Origin of the sequence: Brevundimonas huaxiensis (assembly GCF_014218725.1) — a bacterium.
GTDB classification, from domain to species: Bacteria; Pseudomonadota; Alphaproteobacteria; order Caulobacterales; family Caulobacteraceae; genus Brevundimonas; species Brevundimonas huaxiensis.
On record NZ_JABBJE010000003.1, the window covers coordinates 256,297 to 273,402 of the forward strand.

Annotated in this window: 21 protein-coding genes and 2 tRNA genes; 9 read left to right on the forward strand and 14 right to left on the reverse strand. The window is 67.3% G+C overall.

Translation table 11 applies throughout. The features are described 5' to 3' along the window. Nucleotides 1-8 precede the first annotated feature (8 nt). Nucleotides 9-722, forward strand: a complete 714-nt coding sequence (locus HF680_RS08575; protein ID WP_185224757.1) for a 2OG-Fe(II) oxygenase — start codon at nt 9-11, stop codon at nt 720-722. On the opposite strand, the gene HF680_RS08580 is transcribed toward HF680_RS08575, so the two are convergent. From HF680_RS08580 to rlmB, 3 genes are read right to left on the reverse strand one after another with little or no spacing between them, the layout of a single operon-like run. Continuing rightward, nucleotides 723-1,061 (reverse strand): rhodanese-like domain-containing protein, encoded by a 339-nt coding sequence (locus HF680_RS08580; RefSeq protein ID WP_185224758.1) that lies wholly within the window; start codon nt 1,059-1,061, stop codon nt 723-725. It lies immediately after the preceding gene. Continuing rightward, nucleotides 1,058-1,864 carry a TerC family protein gene (locus tag HF680_RS08585; RefSeq protein ID WP_039247631.1) on the reverse strand — a complete coding sequence of 269 codons (807 nt, stop codon included), beginning with the start codon at nt 1,862-1,864 and terminating at the stop codon, nt 1,058-1,060. The genes HF680_RS08580 and HF680_RS08585 overlap by 4 nt, the downstream gene beginning before the upstream one ends. 31 nt (nt 1,865-1,895) lie before the next feature. After that, nucleotides 1,896-2,780 (reverse strand): 23S rRNA (guanosine(2251)-2'-O)-methyltransferase RlmB, encoded by an 885-nt coding sequence (gene rlmB, locus HF680_RS08590; RefSeq protein WP_185224759.1) that lies wholly within the window; start codon nt 2,778-2,780, stop codon nt 1,896-1,898. A 149-nt stretch (nt 2,781-2,929) separates the two neighbouring features. Here rlmB and HF680_RS08595 point away from each other — a divergent pair. From HF680_RS08595 to tuf, 3 genes are all read left to right on the forward strand, one after another. Next, nucleotides 2,930-3,013, forward strand: a tRNA-Tyr gene (locus tag HF680_RS08595). Nucleotides 3,014-3,094: 81 nt separating this feature from the next. After that, nucleotides 3,095-3,168 (forward strand) — tRNA-Gly (locus tag HF680_RS08600). A gap of 65 nt (nt 3,169-3,233) precedes the next feature. Beyond that, on the forward strand, nt 3,234-4,424 hold the full coding sequence (gene tuf, locus HF680_RS08605) for an elongation factor Tu (protein ID WP_017506879.1): 1,191 nt from the start codon (nt 3,234-3,236) through the stop codon (nt 4,422-4,424). A gap of 262 nt (nt 4,425-4,686) precedes the next feature. Here tuf and HF680_RS08610 read toward each other — a convergent pair whose 3' ends face one another. From HF680_RS08610 to HF680_RS08620, 3 genes are all read right to left on the reverse strand, one after another. Next, nucleotides 4,687-5,574, reverse strand: a complete 888-nt coding sequence (locus tag HF680_RS08610; protein WP_185224760.1) for a pentapeptide repeat-containing protein — start codon at nt 5,572-5,574, stop codon at nt 4,687-4,689. 81 nt (nt 5,575-5,655) lie between these two features. Further along, entirely contained in the window at nt 5,656-6,147 is a 492-nt protein-coding gene (locus HF680_RS08615; RefSeq protein WP_185224761.1) for a pentapeptide repeat-containing protein, read from the reverse strand. Between the two features lie 57 nt (nt 6,148-6,204). Then, nucleotides 6,205-8,751 carry a TSCPD domain-containing protein gene (locus HF680_RS08620; RefSeq protein WP_185224762.1) on the reverse strand — a complete coding sequence of 849 codons (2,547 nt, stop codon included), beginning with the start codon at nt 8,749-8,751 and terminating at the stop codon, nt 6,205-6,207. Between the two features lie 206 nt (nt 8,752-8,957). On the opposite strand from HF680_RS08620, the gene HF680_RS08625 reads away from it, so the two are divergent. Genes HF680_RS08625 through HF680_RS08635 form a run of 3 tightly spaced genes read left to right on the forward strand, consistent with a single transcriptional unit; the run spans nt 8,958 to nt 10,365 of the window. Continuing rightward, on the forward strand, nt 8,958-9,350 hold the full coding sequence (locus tag HF680_RS08625) for an NADH:ubiquinone oxidoreductase subunit NDUFA12 (protein WP_039247905.1): 393 nt from the start codon (nt 8,958-8,960) through the stop codon (nt 9,348-9,350). Then, a complete protein-coding gene (locus HF680_RS08630) occupies nt 9,347-10,000 on the forward strand; it encodes a DUF2155 domain-containing protein (RefSeq protein ID WP_039247906.1) in 654 nt (217 codons plus the stop codon). The genes HF680_RS08625 and HF680_RS08630 overlap by 4 nt, the downstream gene beginning before the upstream one ends. Before the next feature lie 26 nt (nt 10,001-10,026). After that, nucleotides 10,027-10,365 carry an EF-hand domain-containing protein gene (locus HF680_RS08635; RefSeq protein WP_185224763.1) on the forward strand — a complete coding sequence of 113 codons (339 nt, stop codon included), beginning with the start codon at nt 10,027-10,029 and terminating at the stop codon, nt 10,363-10,365. Here the strand turns inward: HF680_RS08635 and lepB are convergent. The 5 genes from lepB to aroQ all read right to left on the reverse strand — a co-directional run bounded on the left by lepB (nt 10,362) and on the right by aroQ (nt 14,228). Continuing rightward, entirely contained in the window at nt 10,362-11,126 is a 765-nt protein-coding gene (lepB, locus tag HF680_RS08640) for a signal peptidase I (protein WP_185224764.1), read from the reverse strand. The genes HF680_RS08635 and lepB overlap by 4 nt on opposite strands. 77 nt (nt 11,127-11,203) lie before the next feature. Next, nucleotides 11,204-11,911 carry a leucyl/phenylalanyl-tRNA--protein transferase gene (aat, locus tag HF680_RS08645; protein ID WP_205196156.1) on the reverse strand — a complete coding sequence of 236 codons (708 nt, stop codon included), beginning with the start codon at nt 11,909-11,911 and terminating at the stop codon, nt 11,204-11,206. After that, nucleotides 11,881-13,233, reverse strand: coding sequence for an acetyl-CoA carboxylase biotin carboxylase subunit (accC, locus tag HF680_RS08650; protein ID WP_039247910.1), 1,353 nt, complete (start codon nt 13,231-13,233; stop codon nt 11,881-11,883). Before accC ends, aat begins: the two co-directional genes overlap by 31 nt. 9 nt (nt 13,234-13,242) lie before the next feature. Next, entirely contained in the window at nt 13,243-13,734 is a 492-nt protein-coding gene (gene accB / locus HF680_RS08655) for an acetyl-CoA carboxylase biotin carboxyl carrier protein (protein WP_185224765.1), read from the reverse strand. A 47-nt stretch (nt 13,735-13,781) separates the two neighbouring features. After that, complete coding sequence (gene aroQ, locus HF680_RS08660; RefSeq protein ID WP_185224766.1) at nt 13,782-14,228, reverse strand: type II 3-dehydroquinate dehydratase; 447 nt, start codon at nt 14,226-14,228, stop codon at nt 13,782-13,784. A 329-nt stretch (nt 14,229-14,557) separates the two neighbouring features. Here aroQ and thiS point away from each other — a divergent pair, with 329 nt between their 5' ends. Beyond that, nucleotides 14,558-14,764 carry a sulfur carrier protein ThiS gene (gene thiS, locus HF680_RS08665; RefSeq protein ID WP_045811425.1) on the forward strand — a complete coding sequence of 69 codons (207 nt, stop codon included), beginning with the start codon at nt 14,558-14,560 and terminating at the stop codon, nt 14,762-14,764. On the opposite strand, the gene HF680_RS08670 is transcribed toward thiS, so the two are convergent. Both HF680_RS08670 and HF680_RS08675 read right to left on the reverse strand, forming a co-directional pair. Continuing rightward, nucleotides 14,765-15,151: a type II toxin-antitoxin system VapC family toxin gene (locus HF680_RS08670; protein ID WP_039247916.1), complete on the reverse strand. Its 387-nt coding sequence runs from the start codon at nt 15,149-15,151 to the stop codon at nt 14,765-14,767. It lies immediately after the preceding gene. Next, nucleotides 15,148-15,420: a type II toxin-antitoxin system Phd/YefM family antitoxin gene (locus tag HF680_RS08675; protein ID WP_045811426.1), complete on the reverse strand. Its 273-nt coding sequence runs from the start codon at nt 15,418-15,420 to the stop codon at nt 15,148-15,150. Before HF680_RS08675 ends, HF680_RS08670 begins: the two co-directional genes overlap by 4 nt. Before the next feature lie 115 nt (nt 15,421-15,535). Between HF680_RS08675 and HF680_RS08680 the strand changes: the two genes are divergently transcribed. Then, nucleotides 15,536-16,318: a HisA/HisF-related TIM barrel protein gene (locus HF680_RS08680; RefSeq protein ID WP_039247919.1), complete on the forward strand. Its 783-nt coding sequence runs from the start codon at nt 15,536-15,538 to the stop codon at nt 16,316-16,318. Nucleotides 16,319-16,447: 129 nt separating this feature from the next. Here the strand turns inward: HF680_RS08680 and udk are convergent, their stop codons facing one another. Next, on the reverse strand, nt 16,448-17,095 hold the full coding sequence (gene udk / locus HF680_RS08685; RefSeq protein ID WP_039247924.1) for a uridine kinase: 648 nt from the start codon (nt 17,093-17,095) through the stop codon (nt 16,448-16,450). Nucleotides 17,096-17,106 lie beyond the last annotated feature (11 nt).

The following is a 17,106-nucleotide window of genomic DNA, read 5'->3' on the forward strand; positions in this document are numbered from 1 at the left end:
GATAAGCGATGACGCCGACCCTGACGCCCCTGACCGAGGCAGCGCGTGCCGCCATTCGCGAGCGGCTGGCGCGCACGGGGCGGGCGCAGATCGACGGCGTCCTGGCTCCCACGGACGCGCAGGCGCTCTACGACGTGGCGACGCGCGTCGACTACAATGTCGTGACGCGACGCGGGACGGGTCATGTCGATCTGCCCGCCGCCTGGCTGGCTTCCCTGACGCCGGATCAGAAGCAGGCGTTGGGTCAGGCGGTGCAGGTGTCGGCCCAGGCCGACTTCCAGTATTTGTACGACAATCACCCGATCTACGATCTGGTCCAGGCGGGGCAGGCGGCGCCGATATGGGCCGATCTGTTGGCCTTTCTGAACGGCGAGGCCTTTCTGGGCCTGATGCGGGACGTGACGGGCGAGCCGCGGCTCGCCTTGGCCGATGCGCAACTGACCCGCTATCGCGCCGGTCATTTCCTGACCGAGCATGACGATCACGCCGAGGGCAAGAATCGCTTCTTCGCCTATGTGCTGAGCCTGACGCCGGCCTGGCGAATCGAGTGGGGCGGCCTGCTGGCCTTCCATGGCGCCGACGGCAATGTGGCGGAGGCCTTCACGCCGCGCTTCAACACCCTGAATCTGCTGAAGGTGCCGACGCCCCATTCGGTGACGCAGGTCGCACTGTCGGCGGCGGCGGACCGGATTTCGGTCACCGGCTGGCTGCGCGGTCGCTGATCAGTCCTGTTCGGCGAACACGACGGGAAGCCCCGCCGCGTTCCAGGCCTGGATGCCGCCGGTCAGGTTGAACAACGGCTGGCCGTCGGGGCCGGTCGGGCCGACGAAGGCGCAGACCTGGTGGCTGCGGCCGCCCTTCAGGCATTGGACGATGATCTTCTTGTCGGCCGGAAGGTCCAGCGCCTCCCAGGCGGCGGGCATCTGGCTGAGCGGGGCCAGGATCGCGCCGTCGATGCGGGCGGCGGCGAACTCGTCCGGCTCGCGCACATCGATCAACACCGCTTCGCCGGCCTGAAGCCAGGCGGCGGCCTCTTCGACGGTGACGGCGGCGACGGTCATGGCGCGACCGTCGGTTCGGCGGGCGCCGGCGTCGGGCTGTCCTCGGTGCGCTTCTGGCCCAGGTGTTTGGCCGCTTCCTCGGGACCGATCTCAAGGAAGGCCGGGGCCGAGGCGTTGAACTCGTCCATATGGCCGGTGCGGACCACCACCTGACGGGCGCCGTCCCAGATCATGTGCAGGGCGACATACAGGACCACGACCAGGCCGATATAGCCGATCCAGCTGAAGCGGTGCAGCAGCTTGGCGATATAGGTGGCGGCGACGCCCATCAGGGCGATCGACAGCATCAGGCCGAAGACCATAATCCAGGGGTGTTCGTGCGCGGCGCCGGCGACGGCCAGCACATTGTCCAGCGACATGGTGATATCGGCGACCATGATCTGAATCAGGGCGGCGCCGAAGCTCTTGCGCTTGATGCCCAGTTCCTCGGGCGACGGACCAGAGCCGTGCTCGATGCTCATGGCCAGTTCGAGTTCCTTTTCGGCCTCGGCCTGGTCGTGGGTCGCCTGCTCGCGCAGTTCGCGCCACATCTTCCAGCACACCCACAGCAGCAGCAGTCCGCCGGCCAGCAGCAGGCCAACCAGGGCCAGAAGCTGCACGGTGATCAGCGCAAAGCCGATTCGCATGACGACGGCGGCGGCCAAGCCGATCAGAATTGCCTTCTTGCGCTGGTCCTGTGGCAGGGCGGCGGCGGCCAGGCCCACGGCGACGGCGTTGTCGCCGGCCAGGACAAGATCCATCAGCAGGACCTGGCCGAGGGCCGTGGCCTGGCTGGCGAGTTCGGGAGACGAGAGGAATTCCATTTCCGCTCCTTAGCCTCGGGGCGGCGTTCTGTCAGCCGCGTTGCGCGCGCGCCGCCTCATAAAGCGCGATCGCCGCCGCATTGGACACGTTCAGGCTCTCGAATCCGCCCGGCATGGGGATCTTGGCCAGAACGTCGCAATGTTCGGCGACCAGGCGACGGATGCCGTCGCCTTCGGACCCCATGACCAGAACGGTCGGCTGATGATCCAGCGCCTCTTCCAGCGTCTGTTCGCCCGTTCCATCCAGGCCGACGGCGCGCCAGCCCAGATCAGCCAGCCGCTCCAGCGCACGGGACAGATTCGTGACGCGCGCATGGGGCAGGCGTTCGGTGGCGCCGACGGCCGCCTTGGCCAGGGCGCCGGCGAGGGCCGGAGCGTGACGGTCCTGAACGATGATTCCCCGCGCGCCGAACGCCAGGGCCGATCGGAAGATGGCGCCGACGTTCTGAGGGTCGGTCAGCTGATCCAGCATGACGATGACGCCCTCAGCCGGCTCGGCCAGCTCTTCCAGCGATACGCCTTCCAGCGGCTGGACCTTGAAGGCCAGTCCCTGATGCACGGCGCCGGGGGGCAGCATCCGGGTCAGGGTCTGGATATCGACCACCTCGATCCTGTGGCCGTTTGCGAGAGCATTGTTCTCGATTTCGGCGGCGCGCTCGGCCGTGGCCAGCAGACGACCCATGCCGCGACGGGCGGGATTCGCCAGAGCGGCCAAAACCGGGTGGCGCCCCCACAGAAAATTATCGGCGTCCGACTTGCCCCGATCGGGCGAACGGGGCTGACGAGGGGTTTCCTCGCGCCGGCCAAACCCTTGCGCAGCGGGCTTTTGACCCTTGTCGCGGGGGCCGTCGGGACGGTTTCCGAAGACCGATTTTTTACCGCTTTTACGGTCGTTGCGTTCTGATTTCGACGACACTATAAGACGCCCTCCGATTTGGAGCCCCAAGGGCTTTCGGGTCTGGGCGCCCCCTCTATCCTAGAGGAGGCGACAAGCCGAAGGCTTTTGTTTCGTCCCGCTTCTTTATGGGCGGAAACGAGGGGTCCGACGGTTCGACAAGGCGCGCTGGGGGAATGTCCCGAGCGGCAAAGGGGGGGGACTGTAAATCCCCTGCGTAAGCTTCGAAGGTTCGAGTCCTTCTTCCCCCACCACGCGCCTTGACGGATACGACGGATCAGGACGACGGAGAGGAACCGGCTGCGGCGTTCCGAAAGAACTTCCGCAGTCTCCGCGCGGGTATAGCACAATGGTAGTGCAGCAGCCTTCCAAGCTGAGGATGTCGGTTCGATCCCGTCTACCCGCTCCAGGTTTTTAAAAAAGATCAGCATCGCGCCCCTCCGCTGACGGACCCGGGCCATCAGGAGTTTGGCCATGGCCAAGGAAAAGTTCGAACGGACGAAGCCGCACTGCAACATCGGCACGATTGGTCACGTTGACCACGGCAAGACGACGTTGACGGCTGCGATCACGATGACGCTGGCGAAGGCCGGCGGCGCGAAGGCGATGAACTACGCCGACATCGACGCTGCGCCGGAAGAGAAGGCGCGCGGCATCACGATCAACACCGCGCACGTGGAATATGAGACGGCCAACCGTCACTACGCCCACGTCGACTGCCCCGGCCACGCCGACTATGTGAAGAACATGATCACCGGCGCGGCGCAGATGGACGGCGCGATCCTGGTGGTGTCGGCCGCTGACGGCCCGATGCCGCAGACGCGCGAGCACATCCTGCTGGCCCGTCAGGTCGGCGTGCCGGCCCTGGTGGTCTTCATGAACAAGGTCGACCTGGTCGACGACGAAGAGCTGCTCGAGCTGGTCGAGATGGAAGTGCGCGAGCTGCTTTCGTCGTACCAGTTCCCCGGCGACGACATTCCGATCACCAAGGGTTCGGCCAAGGCCGCGACCGACGGCGTGAACCCGGAAATCGGCGAACAGCGCGTTCTGGCCCTGATGGAAACCGTCGACGCCTACATCCCGCAGCCGGAGCGTCCGGTCGACCTGCCGTTCCTGATGCCGGTCGAAGACGTGTTCTCGATCTCGGGCCGCGGCACCGTGGTCACGGGCCGCGTCGAGAAGGGCATCATCAAGGTCGGCGAAGAAGTCGAGATCGTCGGCATCCGTCCGGTCCAGAAGACGACCTGCACGGGCGTGGAAATGTTCCGCAAGCTGCTGGACCAGGGCCAAGCGGGCGACAACGTCGGCGTGCTGCTGCGCGGCACCAAGCGTGAAGACGTCGAGCGCGGCCAGGTGCTGTGCAAGCCGGGCTCCATCACCCCGCACACCAAGTTCCTTGCCGAAGCCTACATCCTGACCAAGGAAGAGGGCGGTCGTCACACCCCGTTCTTCACGAACTATCGCCCGCAGTTCTACTTCCGCACGACGGACGTGACCGGCATCGTTCAGCTGAAGGAAGGCGTCGAGATGATCATGCCGGGCGACAACGCCGAGCTGAACGTCGAGCTGATCACCCCGATCGCGATGGACCAGGGCCTGCGCTTCGCCATCCGTGAAGGCGGCCGCACCGTCGGCGCCGGCGTCGTGGCCAAGATCATCGCCTAAGCGAAACGGCCTCAAGCCGCCCGCCTCCGCGAGGCGCGCATAGGCCAAAGACAAAGTCGCGTAACAGAACGGCCCCCGGAGCCATCCGGGGGCCGTTTTGCTGTCTAGGTAATCGGTAGACTGAATGAGCTACGGCGGCCGCCAGGACGGCATTGGGCCGCGTCTTGCTGCGATCCGGTTGGGCTTGGGCCGATCCGGCTTCGGGATCGCTGAAGAATTTTGTGAGTGGGTCCCGCCCTGAGGCGAGGAGCGCCTGGGCGCGCTAGTTCTGCGCGTTGACGAAGTTGCGCACGCGGGGCGGGACCGGCGGCGTGGGCGCCGTGCGGATCACGCGGATCGAGCTGCTGCGGCAGGCCTGGGGCGTCAGGCGGCCGGGCAGGCGGGTCGAGCCGTCGCCGCACGCTTCGCTGATCTGGTCTTGGGTCAGGCCGCGCGCGCCCGACAGGTCGGCGCCGCGAATGTCCGTGCGACGCAGCGAGGCGTTGGAAAAGTCGGCGCGCGAGAAGCTGCCGCCGGTCAGACGCGCCCCATCCAGGCTGGCGTTCGAGAAGTCCGCGCTGGAGAAATCGCCGCCCGAAAGGTTCGAGGCCGTGACTTCGGCATTGGAGAAGTTGGCGCCGGACGCGCGGACATTGGCCAGGGTGGCGCCGAACAGTTCCGAGTTGGAGAAGTTGGCTCCAGACAGGGTGGCGCCGGTGAAGTTGACCCCGTGCATCTCGCTGCCGGACAGATTGGCACGGGTCAGGTTGGCGCGAATGAAGGACGACCCTTGCGCCTCGGCGCCATTGATCTGCGCCCCGGTGAAGTTGGCCAGGGTGAAGTTGGCGCCGACGATCTCGACGCCGCCCATGTTGGCGCGACTGAAATCGCTGCCGGTGAAGTTGGAGCCCATCATCTCGGCGCCGCGCAGATTGGCGCCGACCAGGGTGGCGTTCATGAAGCTGGCGCCGGTGAAGGTCGCGCCCGAAAGATTGCGGCCGGACAGTTCGCAGCGGTTGCACGATCCGCCCAACGACACCGAACGCGCCACGTCGCGGTCCTGCATCGACATCTCGACCCCGGCGAAGGCGGGCGAGGCGGCGAGCGCCAGTCCCAGCGTCAGCAGGGCCAATGTCGGGCGGACCCGGATATGTTCAGCGATCTGTTTCACGCACTCTGAATGCCTCGAAAGCCCGGCGACACCTACTTAAATCGAGGTAACTTCATGAAATCGAGGCAAGGTCGGCGCCGCTCAGCAGGCCGGAATGCGCAAGCCCCGAGGCAGGACGGTGGAGGCGTCGCCGCAGGCCCGGTTCAGTTGGGCCTGGGTCAGGCCTGTGGCCCGCGCCAGCTGGGCGCCCGACAGATTGGTCCCCGAGAGGGTCGCGCCGGCGAAGCTAGCGCCCTCCAGATAGGCGCCGACGAAGCTGGCGTTGGTCAGGTTGGCGCGCGAGAAGTTGGAGCCGGAGAAGACGCCGCCATAGGCCTCGACGTCGCGCATGTCGGTGTTGGAGAAGCGCGTGCGGTTCATCACCGACAGGCTCAGGTCCGCCTGACGCAGGCGTGAGCCGGCCAGGTTCAGGCCCCGCGCCTCCAGCCCCGAAAAGTCACCCTGAAAAAGATTGCAACCGGCGCAGGAGGTGCCGCGCCGCACACTGGCGATCTGACCCGCGTTCTGGGCCAGGGCGGGCGCGGCGACGGCCAGCAGGGCGGCGATCAGGCCGAGGGAAAGTGTGCGTTTCATGGACCGGGCTCCGACGTTCGATCGTCTGTCAGCAAACCCTAGGCCATAACCCTTAACCTAGCCCTGATCGCCGCCCTGAAGCGCGGGGACCGCCCCGCAGGTGTCGCACACCCAGGCCGCGCCGCGTTGCTGCAGGCTGAAATCGCCGCAGGCGGGGCAGGCGACGGCCTCGCTGTTAGCGGCGGCGGCGCGGGCTTCCGGCTCCCCCTTCTTGCCGAAGGGCAGGACGACCAGGTTGTCGGGCGCGGAACCGCGCGCGAACCCTTTAGAGATGAAGCGGGCGGCGGGCACGGCCGCGTTGGCGTCGGGTTTGCCGTCCCCCAGTCCATCCGCGTTCAGATCGTCGGTCCCGGCATTGGCCAGCTCGACGCGGTCCAGATAGGAGACGCCCAGTTCGCGGAAGATGTAGTCCAGAATCGAGGTCGCCGACTTGATGGAATCGTTGCCGGTGACGCGGCCGGCCGGCTCGAACCGGGTGAAGACGAAGGCGTCAACGAATTCGTCCAGCGGCACGCCGTATTGCAGGCCGATGGAGATGGCGATGGCGAAGTTGTTCATCAGGCTGCGGAAGGCGGCGCCTTCCTTGTGCATGTCGATGAAGATCTCGCCCAGTTCGCCGTCTTCGTATTCGCCGGTGTGGATATAGACCTTGTGGCCCCCGACGGCGGCCTTCTGGATATAGCCCTTGCGCCGGTCGGGCAGTTTGCGGCGCGCGCGTTCGCGCTCGACCACGCGTTCGACGACCCGTTCCGTCGGAGCCGGGCGAGGGGCTTCGCGGACAGGTTCAGGACGGCCAAGCTCGGGGCGGGCGGCGTCGATGTTTGGCAAGGACAGCAGCGGGCCGCCGGGCGGCGCGGCGCGCGACAGGCGAAGGGCGCGACGACCGTCCAGCGCGCCCTGACTCAGCAGTCGCGCGGCCTGGGTCGAGGTCGTGCGCCAGTCCATCGGTTCGACCGCGAGATCCGGCATGTCGCTGAACGGTTCGACGGCGCGCCGCAACTCAGCCGCCGCCGCCGCCGGATCGGCCAGCAGAGCGGCGACGCCGCCCGGCGCCTCGGGCCAGTCGCGCAGATCGCCATGACCGAAGGCCCAGCGCGCCGCCGCCGTCTCCGCCTCTTCCGACACGCCCAGCAGGGTCAGCAGCAGACCATCGCCGTCTTCCACGCCCAGCACGTCGCGGATGAAGCCGGGGTCCAGGACGGGGGCGGCGAAGACCGTGTCGAAATCCTCGGCCCAGCCCAGGGCGGTCTCGATGGCGGCCAGTTCGATGTCCGTGAAGCCCAGCGCGCGCAGGGTTGTGTGGTCGATGCCTGGCGCCTCGACCAGGGTGCGACGACCGAAGGTCCACCGCTCCGCCGCCTCGACATCGCCGCCCGCCGCCGTGATGGCCGAGGCAAGCGCGGGGTGCAGCCGGCGACCGATCTCGCCGTCGGCCGTCTGGAACACGTCGACCGCGGCGACGCGGCCCAGGCCCAGCCGCAGCCGCGCCTCCGCATCGTCGACGAACAGGCCGATGGCCGAATGGCGAAGTGGCTTCTTTTGGTCTTCCCAGTCGGGGCAGGGACCGCGCAGGGACGCCAGTTCAGCCGAGGTCTGCGCCGCCGTCGCCGCAACCAGCTCCGCTAACGTCCGCGCCTGAGACGTGCGGTCGTCGTCAGCCGCGAGGGCCTCCAGCAACCCGTCCAGTCCCAACGCGATGGGACCGGGCTGCGTGGACTGTAGGTCCAGCGCCACCGTCAGCAGGCGGGTCAGATCCGCCAGATTGGTCGTCATGTCTCCGTCGAGCGCCAGCACGGCGCCTAGGTCGATCAAGGCCCGCGCGGTGTGCGTCGTCGCGGTTTCCGCATCGCGGGGGTCGAAGGCGACGATCAGGCCGCCGTCCAGCGCCGCCTCGGCCGCCAGCAAGGCTTCGGGCGCGCCCGCTGCGATCTGGGTCCGGTCCGCCAGGGCGACCAGAGGCGCGCCTTCGACCACCGGTTCCAGGGCCATGGTGGGCCGTTCGCCGTCGACGGCTCTCAGAATATCGGCGTCGCTGGCGCCGCACCGCCGCGCCAGCGCCGCCGCACGGCCCAGGGCGGGATTGCGCGAAGGGTCGCCGCAGTCGCCGCGCGGACCTTCGCAGCGATCCACCGCATCGGCCACGCCCGCCAGCGCCTCGGCCAAGGCATCGGCCGCCTGGGCCCCCAGACGCGCGGCCGCGCGCCGTCCGGCGTGCGCCTTCAACCGGGCGGCTGCGCCGGGGTCGTTCAGATCGACGACGCCGACGGCCGCAGGTCCGGACGCGGCCGGCGCCGCCAGGCCCAGCCTGAAGGCGCCCGACAGCTCCTCGACGAACGCGGCGGCCTCAGCCCGGTCGAACACGCCCTCTGTAACACCCGTCGCCGCCAGCCGTTCGGCCCAGGAGTCGACGCCGCCGTTCAGCCAGTCGCCCGACAGGGGCGTTGCGAACCCCTCCGCCTCGACCCAGTCCAGCCAGGCCTCGATCCGGACGTCGGACCAGCCGGCGGGGGCCAGGACCTGTTGCACGCCGGATGGGCGCTCGATGGCGCGGGTCTCCATCGCGACTCGTTCGACGCGAGCGGCGAAGCCGGATTGAAAGCGCATGGCGGCGTCTCTCCGAAAGGTTGGGGCAAGCCTAGGATGCGCACGCGTCTTAGCCAATACATCTGGTGTCGCAGGGCGGGTTTGCCCACAAGATATCGATTCACTGCAAGGCGCTTGAACGCTAGACGAAGACGGCGCGGGTTTCTATGATCCGCACCAGACGCCGCCTCCCTTTCCGGCGACCCCTTACGGTTGGATTCCACGACGTGTTGAGCAAGATTTTCGGCTGGTGGGAGGGCGCCACGATCGGCACCCGGTTCACCATCGCCAAGCGCGGTCGCTTCGTCGGCCAGGACGAGAACGGCAATCGCTATTACGAGAGCCGCGACAACGTCAGCTACGACGGCCGCAAGCGTCGCTGGGTCATCTATGACGGCTATGCCGAGGCGTCCAAGGTGACGCCCGACTGGCACGGCTGGCTGCACTACACCTTCGACCAGCCGCCAACCGAGCAGCCGCTGCCGCGTCGCGCCTGGGAGAAGGAGCATCTGCCCAATCTGACCGGCACGCCTCTGGCCTGGCGTCCGCCCGGTTCGCTGGCCGGCGACGCCAAGCGCCCGGCCGCGACCGGCGACTATCAGGCCTGGACGCCCGAGTGAAAATCCGCCGCATCCTGTTGAGCGCGGCGTCCGTCGCGGCCGTGCTGAGCGCCGGCGCGGTGACCGCCAGCGTGCTTCAGGACGCGCCGCGCGATGCACGTCCGATTCAGGATCCGATCGGCGACATTCTTCGCACCACCCCGGCCCAGCCCTCGGTCCCGACCGAGACGCCGCCTGCGGGCGCGCCGGCTCCGCGCTCTCCGGTCGCCGTGGCCCCGCCGCCCAACGTCGTCATCGCCGAGGACGCCGCCGTCGAGGAAAAGGCCGAGGCGGAAGTCGCGGCCGAGAAGCCCGTCGCGACCAAGGCCATCGACCAGCCCGCCACGCCCGCGCGCCGCCAGCGTCGCAAATTCGCGATCATCCAGGCCATCGACAAGGTCACCGCCGAGACGATGAAGTTCGAGGTCGAGGTCGGCGGTCGCCCCGTGCGCTTCAACCAGAATCTGATCTTCGCGGCCCGCGCCTGCGAGGTGACGACGCCCGACGAACTGACCGAAGACGCCATCGCCTATATGGACGTGTCGCTTCAGGCGCGCGGCCGGCAGGAAGGCCGCCAGATCTTCCGCGGCTGGATGTTCGCCTCGTCGCCCGCCGTCAGCGGCATCCAGAACCCCTACTACGACGCCTGGGTCGTCGGCTGTAAGAACTGAGCTCTGACGTCGCAAGGAGGCGCGCCATGAATCGCAACAAGCCGCCCAAGAAGACCGAAACGGTCGAAATCCGACTGCCGCACGCGACCAAGACAGCCTTCATGGCCCGGTGCCGTGACGAGGGCCGGACGGCCAGCGACGCCATTCGCCGGTTCATTGACGCCGAGTTGAACGCGACTTCATCCGCGCGTCCTCAACCCCGCCTGAGCTGGCGACCCCTGCTGGCCGCCGCTGTCGCGGGCCTGGCGCTGGGCGCCGTCGCCGCGCCCTCTCTGGCACAGTCCTCGCCCACCCGCGCCGATTTCGACCGGCTGGACCGCAATCACGACGGCGTCGTCAGCTTCGATGAGTACCGCGCGCGTTAGCGGATGCGGACCAGGAACCGATCCCACTGAAGGTTCAGCCACGTCCAGGGCTTGAACAGGCTGGCGCCCGGCTTCCATGAGGCCAGCACCACCTCGGCCCGGCCGATGATGTTTTCGGCCGGCAGCAGGCCGACGCCGATCTCGGGCGGCCAGCGACTGTCCAGCGAGTTGTCGCGATTGTCGCCCATCATCAGATAGCAGCCCGCCGGCACACGCCGCACAGGCGTGTCGTCGCCCGGCAGGCCCGGTCCGCCGTCGTAGGTGACGTAGGATCGTCCGTCGGCCAGGGTCTCGCGCACTTCCTGGACCCGTCGCTGCGGCGCATCGTGATCGGCGACGACATCCAGCCGGGTCTGGCGCACCGGCTCGCCATTGACGAAGACGACGCCGCCTCGCACCTGAACCGTGTCGCCCGGCAGGCCGACGACGCGCTTGATCCAGGCCTCGCTGGGGTCGCGCGGCAGGCGGAACACCACCACGTCGCCGCGTCTCGGTTCGCGCCCCAGCAGCCGTCCCGGCGACATCGGCGGGTTGAACGGCAGAGACGCCTTGCTCCAGCCGTAGGGATATTTCGATACGACGATATAGTCGCCGGTGACCAGCCCCGGCTCCATCGACGACGAGGGGATGGTGAAGGGCTGGAACAGGACGATGCGGATCGCGAGCGCCAGGATGATGGCGAAGACCAGCGTCAGGGCGATCTCTCGCACCTCGCGAAGAAAGGACGGGCGGGGCGGGGCTTTGGGCGGGGTCTGGGTCATGCCGCCATTGACGTCAGGCCGGCCGAAGACGCCAATCCGAACCTGTCGGGACAGGTCTCAAATCGTGTCCGGACAGACTAGGCGCTGGCCAGGGCGACCGCTTCTGCGCCGGTCAGGGGCGCGCGCAACGCCTCCTGGTTTGGCCTGACCGACAGAGCCGGCTGAAGCCGCTCTAGATAGGCCGCCTGTGGGGTCTCTACCGCACCGAACTGGCTGAGATGGTCGGTCAGGAACTGGGCGTCCAGCAAGGTCCAGCCGCCTTTGCGCAACCGTGCCACCAGATGGACCAGAGCGACCTTGGACGCGTCCCGCTCGCGGCTGAACATGCTCTCGCCGAAGAAGGCCCCGCCCAGCGACACGCCGTAAAGCCCGCCGACCAGCCGCTCTTCACGCCAGCACTCGATGGAATGGACGAAGCCCATGGCGAACAGAGCGGCGTACAGCCGCCGGATCGGGCCGTTGATCCAGGTGTCTTCGCGATCCGGCCCTTGCGCCGCCGCACAGCCGTCCAGCACCGCTTCGAAGGCGGTATCGACCCGCACCTCGAACGGTTCGCCCCGCACGGTGCGACGCAGGCGGCTGGGAATGTGGAAGGCGTCCAGCGGGATGACCCCGCGCTGTTCCGGCTCGATGATGAAGACGCGCGGATCGTCGCGCGCCTCGGCCATCGGAAACACGCCCCGGGCGTAACAGGCCAGCAGGTCCTCGGGGCCGAAACCGCCGAAAGGCCCGCTGGCGCTGAAATCGGGGTCGGTCAGGCGTCGCCCTTCTGACGGGCCGCCCATTTCTCCAGCCAGTGGATGTCGTAGTCGCCCGACAGGATGTCCGGCTCGGCCAGCAGCTTCTGGAACAGGGGAATGGTCGTGTCGACGCCGCCGATGACGACCTCGTTCAGCGAACGCTTCAGGCGCGCGATGGCCTCTTCGCGGTCGCGGCCGTGGACGATCAGCTTGCCGATCAGGCTGTCGTAATAGGGCGGGATCGAATAGCCGGCGTAGATCGCGCTATCCAGACGCACGCCCAGGCCGCCCGGTGCGTGGAAGTCCGTGATCTTGCCCGGCGAGGGGGTGAAGGTTTCCGGGTTCTCGGCGTTGATCCGCACCTCGATGGCGTGGCCCTGGAACTCGATGTCCTCTTGCGTGAACGACAGCGGCAGACCGGCGGCGATGCGCACCTGTTCACGCACCAGATCGACGCCGGTGATCATTTCCGTGACCGGGTGTTCGACCTGCAGGCGGGTGTTCATCTCGATGAAGAAGAACTCGCCGTCCTCCCACAGGAACTCGATCGTCCCGACGCCCAGATAGCCGATGGCGGCGATGGCCTTGTTGACCGTCTCGCCGATCTTCTTGCGACCCTCCGCCGACAGGGCGGGCGAGGGGGCCTCTTCCAGCACCTTCTGGTGACGGCGTTGCAGCGAGCAGTCGCGCTCGCCCAGGTGCACGACATTGCCGTGGCTGTCGGCGATGACCTGAATTTCGATGTGGCGCGGCTTCTGGAGGTAGCGCTCCATATAGACGGCGCCGTTGCCGAAGGCGGCCAAAGCTTCCGACTGGGCGGTCTGGACCGCCTCGACCAGATCGTCAGGCGTCAGGGCGACCTTCATGCCGCGTCCGCCGCCGCCCGCCGCCGCCTTGACGATCAAAGGGAAGCCGATGGACTTGGACGCCTCGATCGCGGCCTCGACAGTTTCGACCTCGCCATCCGAGCCGGGAACGACGGGGATGCCGGCGTCCTTGACCGTCTGTTTGGCGCTGATCTTGTCGCCCATGACCCGGATATGCTCGGGCTTGGGACCGATGAAAGTCATGCCGTGGGCCTCGACGATCTCGGCGAAGCGGGCGTTCTCGGACAGGAAGCCATAGCCGGGGTGGATCGCCTGGGCGCCGGTGATCTCGGCCGCAGCGATGATCGAGGGGATGTTCAGATACGACTTGGCGGCCGAGGCGGGGCCGATGCAGACGCTCTCGTCGGCCAGCCGCACCCACATGGCGCCGCGGTCGGCTTCGGAGTGCACGGCGACGGTGGAGATGCCCATCTCCTTGCACGCCCGGTGGATGCGCAGCGCGATCTCGCCGCGGTTGGCGATCAGGACCTTGGTGAACATCGCGGCGCCTTAGGCTTCCAGCAGGACGAGGGGTTCGCCGAACTCGACCGGCTGGGCGTCGCCGACCAGGATTTCGGCCACCACGCCGTCGCGCGGCGCCTGGATCGGGTTCATCGTCTTCATGGCTTCGACGATCAGCAGGGTCTGGCCCTTCTTGACCCTGTCGCCGGGCTGGACGAAGGCCGGGGCCTCCGGCGAGGCCTGCAGATAGGCGGTGCCGACCATCGGCGACTTCACCTCTTCGCCGGCGCGGGCGACGATGGTGGCGGAATCCGACGGCATGGCGGCCGGCGCAGCAGCGGCGGCGGGCGCAGCGGCGACCGGAGCGGGGGCGGCGGCGTACTGGACCGGGGCGGCGTTGACGGTGACTTCGCGCGCCACGCGGATGCGCAGTTCGCCGCGCTCGACCTCGACTTCCGTCAGATCGGTCTCGTTCAGGATTTCGGCCAGCTGGCGAACCAGGGCGGCGTCGATTTCGGCGTGTTTCTTGTCATCGGCCATTGGAGTTGCGCCTTGTCTTTCGTGGTCTTCGATAAACGGGACGGGGCTCAGCCGCGTTCCCGAACCTGGGTGAGGGCCGCCTGGACGGCCAGTTCATAGCCCGCCGCGCCGAAGCCGGCGATGACGCCGGTCGCCGCGGAGGACACATAGGAGTGATGGCGAAACGCCTCGCGCGCCGCCGGATTGGACAGATGCAGCTCGATCACCGGGATCGACAGCGTCTTCAACGCATCGTGCAGCGCCACCGACGTATGCCCATAGGCCGCCGGATTGAGGATCAGAGCGTCGGCGCCCTCGCGTGCCTCCTGGATCCAGTCCACCAGCATGCCTTCATGGTTGGTCTGGCGAAACACGATCTGCGCCTCGCCGGCCGCCCTGACGCAGCGCTGCTCGATGTCCGCCAAAGTGTCGCGGCCATAGATGTCCGGCTCCCGAACCCCGAGCAGGTTCAGATTGGGGCCGTTCAGCACATGAATGACGGGCGTTTCGGCCATGGTTCCAGAATCGATCCGGCGCCGCGCGGCGCAAGAGGGGCCTTTTAGCGGACGCAGGGCGTGGGTCAAACGCTGGCGGCGTCGAACCTTCCCCGACGTTATGTGCGATGGCGTGGATTTCGCAGCGCCGCCCGCCATCGTCCCTGGTCGGGACAGCCTAGGGAGCGCCGAGGATGCGCCAGGACGGCAAACTGATCCTGAGAACCGTGGTGGCGACCTTCGCGGCCCTGGCCGTCGCGATCGGCGCCTTCCTGTTCGAGGCGGGCTGAGCGCACAGTCTGGCGAAGCGGCCCGTCAGGCTTTATCTGACGCGCGAAGGCCCAGGGAGAATGCGCGTGTACCAGATCCATCTCAACGGCGAACCGCGCCAGGTGCAGGCCGACAACATCCTGGCCCTGGTCGAGGAACTGTCGCTGGACCCGCGCAAGGTCGCCGTCGAACGCAATCTCGAGATCGTACCGAAGTCCCTGCACGCCGTCACGCCGGTGGCCGCAGGCGACCGTATCGAGCTGGTTCAGTTCGTCGGCGGCGGATAATCAGACCTTGAGGATGGGGCCGGGATAGAAGGCGATCTGACCGTCTGCAGTCACCAGTTGCGCGCTCTCGGCTATAGCCTGCGCGATCAGCAGACGATCAAACGGGTCACGGTGGATCAACGGTAGTCCGCTCAGTTCCAAAGTATGCAGGCTTGTCACCGGGATTTCTTCGTAACCGGCCGCTAGAAGCCGTCGGCGAAAGGCGAGGGGATCGACACCGAAGTCGGCGCGATTAAGCCCGCGCTTGACGACGATCTCCCAGATGTTGACGGCGCTGAAGATCAGATCGTTGTCAGGATCGGCCATCAGATCGGCGGCCTGAACGGGAAGGCGCGCACGATCCTCAGACGCCCAAAGTAGAAGATGCGTATCGATCAGTAACTTCATCGGCCGGAGCCGTCCTCATGGACGCCATCGCCGTAGAACATCGCCTCGATCTCGGCCTGTCCCATGGTGTCGAAATCGTCAGGCACCTGGATTTCACCCTTCATGAATCCAAATCGGCGCGAGGTGTCTACCGGCGCGTCATGCTCAATGGCCGTTACCTTCACCATCGGCTTGCCGGCCTTGGCGATTATGAAGGGTTCGCCCTTCGCCGCCTTTTCGATCAGGCGGGACAGATGCGTCTTGGCCTGATGGATGTTGACCGTCTCCATGACATGTCTCCATTGAACTTAGTCCACTTAGTTTAGTCTATTCGATGGTCTCTCGCAACGCGGTGTGATGCTTGCGACCTTTCGCTCGGCGGCCTGGGCGCGTAGGTCAGCACTCATGACCGATACAGCCAACGAAACCTGGTCCGTCGCCGGCCGCACTTTCAATTCCCGTCTGATCGTGGGCACCGGCAAATACGCCGACTACGCCCAGAACGCCGCCGCCGCCGAGGCGGCCGGGGCCGAGATCGTGACCGTCGCCGTGCGGCGTGTGAACCTGTCCGACCCGACCCAGCCGATGCTGGTCGATTATGTGAAGCCGGACCGCTTCACCTTCCTGCCCAACACCGCCGGCTGTTTCACCGGCGAGGATGCGGTGCGGACCCTGCGCCTGGCGCGCGAGGCCGGCGGGTGGAGCCTGGTCAAGCTGGAGGTGCTGTCCAACACCGCCCACCTGTATCCCGACATGATCGAGACGCTGCGGGCGCTGGATCTGCTGATCAAGGACGGCTTCGACGTCATGGTCTATTGCACCGACGACGTGGTGATGGCCAAGCGGCTGGAAGACGCCGGCGCCGCCGCCATCATGCCCGCCGCCGCCCCTATCGGCTCAGGGCTCGGCATCCAGAACGAGGTCAATGTTCGCCTCATCGTCGAACAGGCCAAGGTGCCGGTGCTGGTCGATGCGGGCGTCGGCACGGCTTCGGACGCGACGCGCGCGATGGAGCTGGGCTGCGACGCCGTCCTGATGAATACCGCCATCGCCGGGGCCAAGGACCCAATCCGCATGGCCCGCGCCATGAAGCACGCCGTCATCGCCGGCCGCGACGCCTATCTGGCCGGCCGAATGGCCAAGCGGATGTATGCCGACCCGTCGTCGCCGCTGGCGGGACTGATCTAAGCGGTCCTCACTACACACAGGAGAAGTGGGCTGGCGTAACGACGGTTGAGGGGGCTGCTAAGGGCGCAGTTTCATCCTCACGATCACGCGGCGGACAGATAGGCCAGACCGCATCTGAGACCTGTAATCCTAATCGTCCAGCAGCGCCTGCAGCAGCGGATGGGCCAGGACCGGAGCCGCCAGACGCACCACGGCCTGGGGATCTTCCAGACGCACCGCCGCCGTCGCATCGGCGACAATGAAGTCGGCGTGGGTGCGCGACGGTTCGGTCAGGCGTTCGTGGCCCGGACGCACCGTCGCCAGATATTGCGCCACGACCGAATCCGCCGATCGGCCCCGCTCGGCCTGGTCGCGCAGCAGGCGGCGGATGAAGCGGATGTCGGCCGGCGTGTCCACGAAGACCCGGATGTCGAACAGGGCGGTCAGGTCGGGGGTGCACAGAACATGCGTGCCCTCGACGATCACCACCTCGGCCGCCGGGATCGGCTCGCCGCCCGGCTCGCGGCCGTGGTGGATGAAGGAATAGACCGGCGCCGTCACCGCGCGCCCGGCCTTCAATGCCTTCAGGTCCGCGATCATCAGGTCGTGATCGCGCGCGGTGACATCGTCGAAGTCGAAGGTCGCGGCGTCGAAGCCGGGCAGGGAGGCCGCGTCCTTGTAATAGCTGTCCTCGCGCACCAGCACGGCCGACCCTTCGGGCAGGGCCGAAACCAGCGCCTCCGCCAGTGTGCTTTTGCCGGAGCCGGAGCCCCCCGTGATCGCGATCAATATGGTCATGGGCGGCCTTC

Coding starts and splice junctions, on each gene's coding strand:
- HF680_RS08675 (WP_045811426.1), bottom strand. CDS start 15,420: ATGGAGACGGTCAACATCCATCAGGCCAAGACGCATCTGTCCCGCCTG.
- HF680_RS08580 (WP_185224758.1), bottom strand. CDS start 1,061: ATGACCGTCGCCGCCGTCACCGTCGAAGAGGCCGCCGCCTGGCTTCAG.
- accB (WP_185224765.1), bottom strand. CDS start 13,734: ATGGCCGATGACAAGAAACACGCCGAAATCGACGCCGCCCTGGTTCGC.
- HF680_RS08575 (WP_185224757.1), top strand. CDS start 9: ATGACGCCGACCCTGACGCCCCTGACCGAGGCAGCGCGTGCCGCCATT.
- HF680_RS08680 (WP_039247919.1), top strand. CDS start 15,536: ATGACCGATACAGCCAACGAAACCTGGTCCGTCGCCGGCCGCACTTTC.
- tuf (WP_017506879.1), top strand. CDS start 3,234: ATGGCCAAGGAAAAGTTCGAACGGACGAAGCCGCACTGCAACATCGGC.
- thiS (WP_045811425.1), top strand. CDS start 14,558: ATGCGCGTGTACCAGATCCATCTCAACGGCGAACCGCGCCAGGTGCAG.
- HF680_RS08635 (WP_185224763.1), top strand. CDS start 10,027: ATGAATCGCAACAAGCCGCCCAAGAAGACCGAAACGGTCGAAATCCGA.
- HF680_RS08620 (WP_185224762.1), bottom strand. CDS start 8,751: ATGCGCTTTCAATCCGGCTTCGCCGCTCGCGTCGAACGAGTCGCGATG.
- HF680_RS08585 (WP_039247631.1), bottom strand. CDS start 1,864: ATGGAATTCCTCTCGTCTCCCGAACTCGCCAGCCAGGCCACGGCCCTC.
- HF680_RS08615 (WP_185224761.1), bottom strand. CDS start 6,147: ATGAAACGCACACTTTCCCTCGGCCTGATCGCCGCCCTGCTGGCCGTC.
- accC (WP_039247910.1), bottom strand. CDS start 13,233: ATGTTCACCAAGGTCCTGATCGCCAACCGCGGCGAGATCGCGCTGCGC.
- udk (WP_039247924.1), bottom strand. CDS start 17,095: ATGACCATATTGATCGCGATCACGGGGGGCTCCGGCTCCGGCAAAAGC.
- aat (WP_205196156.1), bottom strand. CDS start 11,911: ATGGGCGGCCCGTCAGAAGGGCGACGCCTGACCGACCCCGATTTCAGC.
- HF680_RS08670 (WP_039247916.1), bottom strand. CDS start 15,151: ATGAAGTTACTGATCGATACGCATCTTCTACTTTGGGCGTCTGAGGAT.
- lepB (WP_185224764.1), bottom strand. CDS start 11,126: ATGACCCAGACCCCGCCCAAAGCCCCGCCCCGCCCGTCCTTTCTTCGC.
- aroQ (WP_185224766.1), bottom strand. CDS start 14,228: ATGGCCGAAACGCCCGTCATTCATGTGCTGAACGGCCCCAATCTGAAC.